The following is a 5,347-nucleotide window of genomic DNA, read 5'->3' as shown; positions in this document are numbered from 1 at the left end:
CGCAAAACCTATATCGGCCTTATTCCTCTGTTCAGTCCTGTTAATTAAATAATGAAATTTAGAAAAGTCGAACTTAGGACACCTATATCGCAATCGAAATGACCGGTGAAAGCCTCTTGGAGGCGATGAACGCCACTCTGAGCAAAGATGAGCGTCTTCGTATCGACTACGACTACGAAAAATTCAAAGAGGAGGTCAACAGGGAAATGGAAAAACTCGAAGGCGGTAACTAAAAAGCAAAGGCTTTTTTGAAATCTGTCAGCTCCTGATGGAGCGATTTCTCCGGCCAGGGTATCGAGCGGCTCAGTTTAATGGGCAATTCGATACTCTGGTTTTTCATTTTCATTTGGTGGTTGATGTTGAGCATTTCAAGATCCGGGTATACGGCATTAACGGACTGTGCCACTTCCAAAATACTGAGGTTGTGTTCTCCGAGGTTGTAGGTGTTCGGTTCAACTTCCGAGCCTACCAGGCGAGCCAACACATGGGAAGCCTTGTCGATATGAATGAAGCTGCGCATTTGATCTCCTGGGCCATGGATCGAAATTCGTCCATTGAAGTGCGCTTCGAACATAAAGCGATTAACCACGGCATCGATTCGGAAAGCCGGATTAAAACCATATATGTTGGCCGATCGGATGATGTAGGTCTTGACATTCTCTTTTAGGCGACGCATTTGCTTTTCTCCATCGAGCTTTGAAATGCCGTAGAAGGAATTCGGGTGCGGGTCGTAGGTCTCGTTTACTTCTTCGGCTCCGTCACCGTACACCGATGCGCTGGAGAGGTAAATAATTCCTTCAACATTCGATCGCTCTATGCACTGTGCTAATTGAGCGCTTCCCCAATGGTTGATTTGGTCGTAGAAATGCGATTCACGATCGGCAAAAGGCGTTGTGACCTTTGCGGCTAAATGGTATACCCAATCGATTCCCTGTAGGGTCTTTTCGAGTTTTCTTCCGTCTAAAATGTCGCCTTGTACAAATCGAACGCGATCGGTTGGCAAAGAGCTGCCGGTAAAGAAATCGTATTTACGGCTCGATAGGTTGTCGTAAATGACGAGCTCCTCTATATCGGGTCGTATTCGGATCAGTTCACGGGCGATTCCATATCCGAGGTATCCGGTTCCACCGGTAATCAGTATTTTCATGACGAAGCTAGATCAGTGTGCAGCCCGCACTCATTTTTTTTCATTCCGGCCCATCGTCCTTGGCGGTCAGTATCGCCCGACATGTCGAATTTGCGTGTACAAGGAGCGCAACCTATACTCAAGAATCCATCTTTTTCGAGTGGGTGAATGGGTAAGCTGTGTTCCTTTCTGTAATCCCAGATCATTTTACTGTTCCACTCGAGCATCGGGTGCAAACGCGTTGTCCCGTGTTTTCCTGGTTGCTCGTAGTCGAATTGTTTGCGCACCGAGCTTTGATCGCGGCGTACTCCGGAGATCCATACATCAAAATCGTGCAATACCGGCTCCATGGGCAGGGTCTTGTTCAAGAAGCAACAATGGTCGGGATCGCTCGCAAAGAGCAAATGACCGTTTTCATGGCGTTGCTTGATCTTTTCGATAGGGGAGCGAATGATGCGCACTTCGAGGCCGAGTAGTTCCGCGACTTCATCCCTGAAGGTTAATGTTTCAGGGAAATGGTAGCCCGTGTCCAAGAAATAGATTGGAATGGAATTGTCGATCGAGCTAATCAAATGCAACATTGGAATGCTGTGTGTTTGAAAGCTCGAGCTTGCGAATATTCGGTTATTCTGTTCAGCGTGCCTTTGCAATGCGGCACGGAATCGTTCGACTTGGGGTGTGATAAGATCCATAGACTATGTCAAAGGTACGCAAGAAGTACCTTACCTCATAGGTCTAACTCGATCGATCCAGAGCGGAAGCATTTCGTACGTAAGCCATTCAACGCCTTCACGATAGGCCGCCATTCCGGCCGTGGGGTAATTCAGTTGTACCCCCTTGATCTCGTGGAACGAAGTGCGATAGATCTCTTTTCCGTCATGACTAATGATCATTTCGCCTTGAAGAAAGCAAGTGGCCATATTGCGCATGACACCGGCCGAGCCCGTATCGCTGACGATCGAGATAAAATAGTCGGGGGCGAGGCTGTCTGAGGCAAATCCATTAGCTAGGAGAACGGACCTCACCGTGCCACCCAACATGGCAGTGCCAAGTGGTTTTCCCAAGTTCTTTTCAGTTGAAAGGACTTTGAATGTGGGTGGCAGGACTTCGAGCTCGATGATGGGTTCTTCGATTTTGGTGGTTAGGCCGTTAAGGATATCGCGAACAAGTCGGTTCTCGGTGATCTCGTTTTGCCAGTGTTCACCATCGAGCCGAGCGCGAATGTATTGAGTTCTTTCGTTGGAGCGAATGACGGGGATTGGGTAGGTGATTTTTCCATGATCACCGCTGGTGAAGACAATGCCTCGGCTAAGTTGCTCTGAGTACTTAACCAGAACCGGTAGGCCTGATTGTGGTGATCCGCTTTCGTTAGTAAGGGTGAATTCGATCGATTCGTTTTGTTGCAGAGTGCCTTGTTTGAGCGTGAGTTTCGAGATCGCACTTCGGGCCGAGAGGCCCTGAATCAGCCCGGCAAGGTGAAAATAGACTTCGTTTCCGTAGAAGATCTTTTCACCGTTTTCATCGAATTCTTCGAGCGGCTCACCCAGGTAGGTGTCGATGGACTCCAAGGCCTTTACATAGTAGGTGAGGGCTTCGGAGGCGTTGTGGAGACTATCGGCCCGAAGGGCCTTGGCATACCAATCCTTGGATTGTGCCATTGCCTTGCGTTTTTTGGCCAATTGAGCTGCGGCCCATTCAGCCTTGCTGAGTCGATAGAGTACGTAGAAACGCTCGTCGTCTTCCCAGGTGTCGTAGACTTCGAATCCTTCCAGCTCCAGGTTGGATTGGGTGCGGATTTGGCTGCGGTACGATTCGGAGAAGCCATCGGGATTCTCGGTCCGGGAGAGCACGCTATTGGCGCGAACGCTCACCGATATTTCGCCGGCGAGATTCTCGAGGGCGTTTTGCTTAGCAACGACATCGTAATCGAATGGGTGGATCGTCTTTGAAGAGTGCCCCACGCCAATATAGTACTCCGAATCAGCTGGACGCTGGGCGATCCAATGCGGCTCCTTTTTGGAAGGTTCGAGCGATTGCTTGCTTCCCGAACAGGATTGCAAGGTCAGTATTGTTAGCAATTAGCAATATGTAAAGAGGGCGGAGGTTCACGATTCCGGATTGAAGGTGATTAATTTCCGCGCGACTTTTTGTCCGGCTGAGCGATAAAGTATTCCGGCGAGTTCATCGACCGAAGCTACTTCATCGGAAGCCTCGAGCAATCGCTCGAGTTCGCGGCGTTGGCTCCTACCGGTGAATACGCGATCGCTGGAGCTGGCTTTGTCGCGACGCTCCCAAGTGCCGGGGTACAGGTAGCGGTCATCGCCATCGTAGCGCGCCCATTCTTGTTTGTCCGACTCACTCAACTCAATTAGATCCGACATGAGGATCTCACCGGTTTCGGAACTTATCAGTTTGTATTGGAAGGCCAAAGAGACCTTGTTTTCCTTTTCGTATTGCTTGTAATAAACCTTGTCGTATCGAGTACCGATCGGTACTTACCCGTTTCTTTGTCTAGAATCTTTTCGACATAGGCGTGATACCCCTTTTTAATATCGCGTTTTTCGCTTCCGCGGTCTTCGGTCATCCGAACGAGGTGCCCGCTTAATACGGCGCGTGCTCCGACTAAATTACCGGCATTGGCCGCTGTTTGCTGATTCACGAGTCCTGTCAGGCCGAGCTCTTGCTCGGTCAGTAATATCTCCAGATGTTCGCGATCAATGATGCGAAGGAACGGGTCGTTACTTTGAAGGATATCCTTGATGATTGCCGCAGCGATCGCCTCAGCCGATCCTTCGCTTTCGGTGCTGTTTTCGAAGGGTAAAAAGGCGATGGTGTACGTGGCCTTTTCTCTGCAACGCGATTGGAGCGACCGACTATCCTTGTATTCTCGATCCTGAAGAATGGAATCGAACAGATAGTAAGCGGTGCGGTATTTTTTAGCTCCAAGAGCTGCTTTGGATTCGCGATATTTTGGTTCGAACTTGGCGTAGTGGCGTAGTTCCTCGAGGTCTCCCTACTCCGGGTCAAAACCGGCGATCTCGGTCAACACTTCCTTGGCATCTCCGAAGCGCTCTTCGTCCAGGGCTTTTTGGTCGATTTCATAACGAGCACTCAGATATACTTCTTTGGCTTCATCGTAGTACTCTTCATAGTACTCGGGGAAGTCGAGCTTACATGCACACGTTCAACAGTTTCAAAGTAATTGTGCGCGTCGCGGTACGCATAAACGGCATCTCGGTATTCCTCTTGGCCGAAGGACTTGTAAAATTCGCTGAGTTTTTGATTGAGAACGGTTTGACCGGTTTTTTTGAGTCCGATCTGTGCGTTGATATTGGTTTCCTTGCGTTGAAGAGCAATGAGGTAGTAGCGCGCTGCTTCTTCGGTCATGTGGGCTTCTTCAAGCTGAACGGCTTTTTTAGTCATTTTCTTACTCCCTGTGCAGGCCGAAAGTATCGGAATAAGAAGCACGGTAAGGAACAAGATGAGTAAATATTTTTTCATGTCTATAGGCTTAGCTGGTTAGCCAAGTTCAAAAGTAATGCCAAAAGATTCATCCCTCCTAATGTTAACTCAATGTTAATTAAAAGTAAACTCAACTTTATGTAGATGTTTATTTTTTGTTACTTTTGTAATAGTTATTAACGTAAAATGTGGAGCCATGAAAGCATTGATGACAGTTGCGATAAGTATGGTAGTGTTGGTCGCCACAGCTCAAGAACCTATTAAAACGGAGTTTTGGAACGACGGCCAAATCAAGGCAGAGTTTAGCGCTGCCGGAGAATCAGTAGTATGGGCGTCTTATTATTATCCCAATGGAAATGTCCGCGAAGTCGGTCGTTATAAAAACGGTACACCCGATGGATTTTGGCAATCCTGGGATGAAAATGGAAAAAGAACCTGTGAGTCCTATTATGTGAGCGGCGTAAAGGATGGTAAGTGGTTGTATTGGACCGAAGAAGGCACCGTTCAGTATGAGGTTTATTACGACGACAACGAGATCGTGGACTATACGAAATGGACAAGATCCGATGTGGTTTTAGAAGATTGATTTTCCTACAGGTTATTGAAAAGAAGCCGTCTCGATTTTAACTTGAGACGGCTTTTTCATTTATGAGTTGAGAAGTAGTTGATTTTACTAATTTTTGTGAAGATTTTTTTTGAGCAAATCAGTCTATTGCCTGGATCTATGCGCTCATTTTTCTGATATTATGAGCTAAAGCA

The 5,347-nt window shown here is 47.8% G+C and carries 7 protein-coding genes; 1 reads left to right on the top strand and 6 read right to left on the bottom strand.

The genetic code is table 11. From position 1 onward, the window contains the following. Positions 1-229: 229 nt before the first annotated feature. The 6 genes from J4F31_11805 to J4F31_11780 all read right to left on the bottom strand — a co-directional run bounded on the left by J4F31_11805 (position 230) and on the right by J4F31_11780 (position 4,627). The gene (locus J4F31_11805; protein MCE2497242.1) at positions 230-1,147 is read right to left on the bottom strand and encodes an SDR family oxidoreductase; all 918 of its coding nucleotides are present in this window, start codon (positions 1,145-1,147) and stop codon (positions 230-232) included. Beyond that, positions 1,144-1,818 carry a phosphoadenylyl-sulfate reductase gene (locus J4F31_11800; GenBank protein MCE2497241.1) on the bottom strand — a complete coding sequence of 225 codons (675 nt, stop codon included), beginning with the start codon at positions 1,816-1,818 and terminating at the stop codon, positions 1,144-1,146. The genes J4F31_11805 and J4F31_11800 overlap by 4 nt, the downstream gene beginning before the upstream one ends. A gap of 30 nt (positions 1,819-1,848) precedes the next feature. Beyond that, entirely contained in the window at positions 1,849-3,204 is a 1,356-nt protein-coding gene (locus J4F31_11795; protein MCE2497240.1) for an LPP20 family lipoprotein, read from the bottom strand. A 27-nt stretch (positions 3,205-3,231) separates the two neighbouring features. Beyond that, positions 3,232-3,555: a hypothetical protein gene (locus J4F31_11790; GenBank protein ID MCE2497239.1), complete on the bottom strand. Its 324-nt coding sequence runs from the start codon at positions 3,553-3,555 to the stop codon at positions 3,232-3,234. Beyond that, complete coding sequence (locus J4F31_11785; protein ID MCE2497238.1) at positions 3,534-4,040, bottom strand: hypothetical protein; 507 nt, start codon at positions 4,038-4,040, stop codon at positions 3,534-3,536. Before J4F31_11785 ends, J4F31_11790 begins: the two co-directional genes overlap by 22 nt. 197 nt (positions 4,041-4,237) lie before the next feature. Beyond that, positions 4,238-4,627, bottom strand: a complete 390-nt coding sequence (locus J4F31_11780; GenBank protein MCE2497237.1) for a hypothetical protein — start codon at positions 4,625-4,627, stop codon at positions 4,238-4,240. 157 nt (positions 4,628-4,784) lie between these two features. Between J4F31_11780 and J4F31_11775 the strand changes: the two genes are divergently transcribed. Then, positions 4,785-5,174 (top strand): hypothetical protein, encoded by a 390-nt coding sequence (locus J4F31_11775; protein ID MCE2497236.1) that lies wholly within the window; start codon positions 4,785-4,787, stop codon positions 5,172-5,174. Positions 5,175-5,347 lie beyond the last annotated feature (173 nt).

It is taken from the genome of Flavobacteriales bacterium (genome assembly GCA_021296215.1).
In the GTDB taxonomy this organism is placed as follows: domain Bacteria; phylum Bacteroidota; class Bacteroidia; order Flavobacteriales; family ECT2AJA-044; genus ECT2AJA-044.
This window is presented reverse-complemented; position numbering and strand designations above follow the sequence as displayed.

Coding starts and splice junctions, on each gene's coding strand:
- J4F31_11780 (MCE2497237.1), bottom strand. CDS start 4,627: ATGAAAAAATATTTACTCATCTTGTTCCTTACCGTGCTTCTTATTCCG.
- J4F31_11805 (MCE2497242.1), bottom strand. CDS start 1,147: ATGAAAATACTGATTACCGGTGGAACCGGATACCTCGGATATGGAATC.
- J4F31_11775 (MCE2497236.1), top strand. CDS start 4,785: ATGAAAGCATTGATGACAGTTGCGATAAGTATGGTAGTGTTGGTCGCC.
- J4F31_11800 (MCE2497241.1), bottom strand. CDS start 1,818: ATGGATCTTATCACACCCCAAGTCGAACGATTCCGTGCCGCATTGCAA.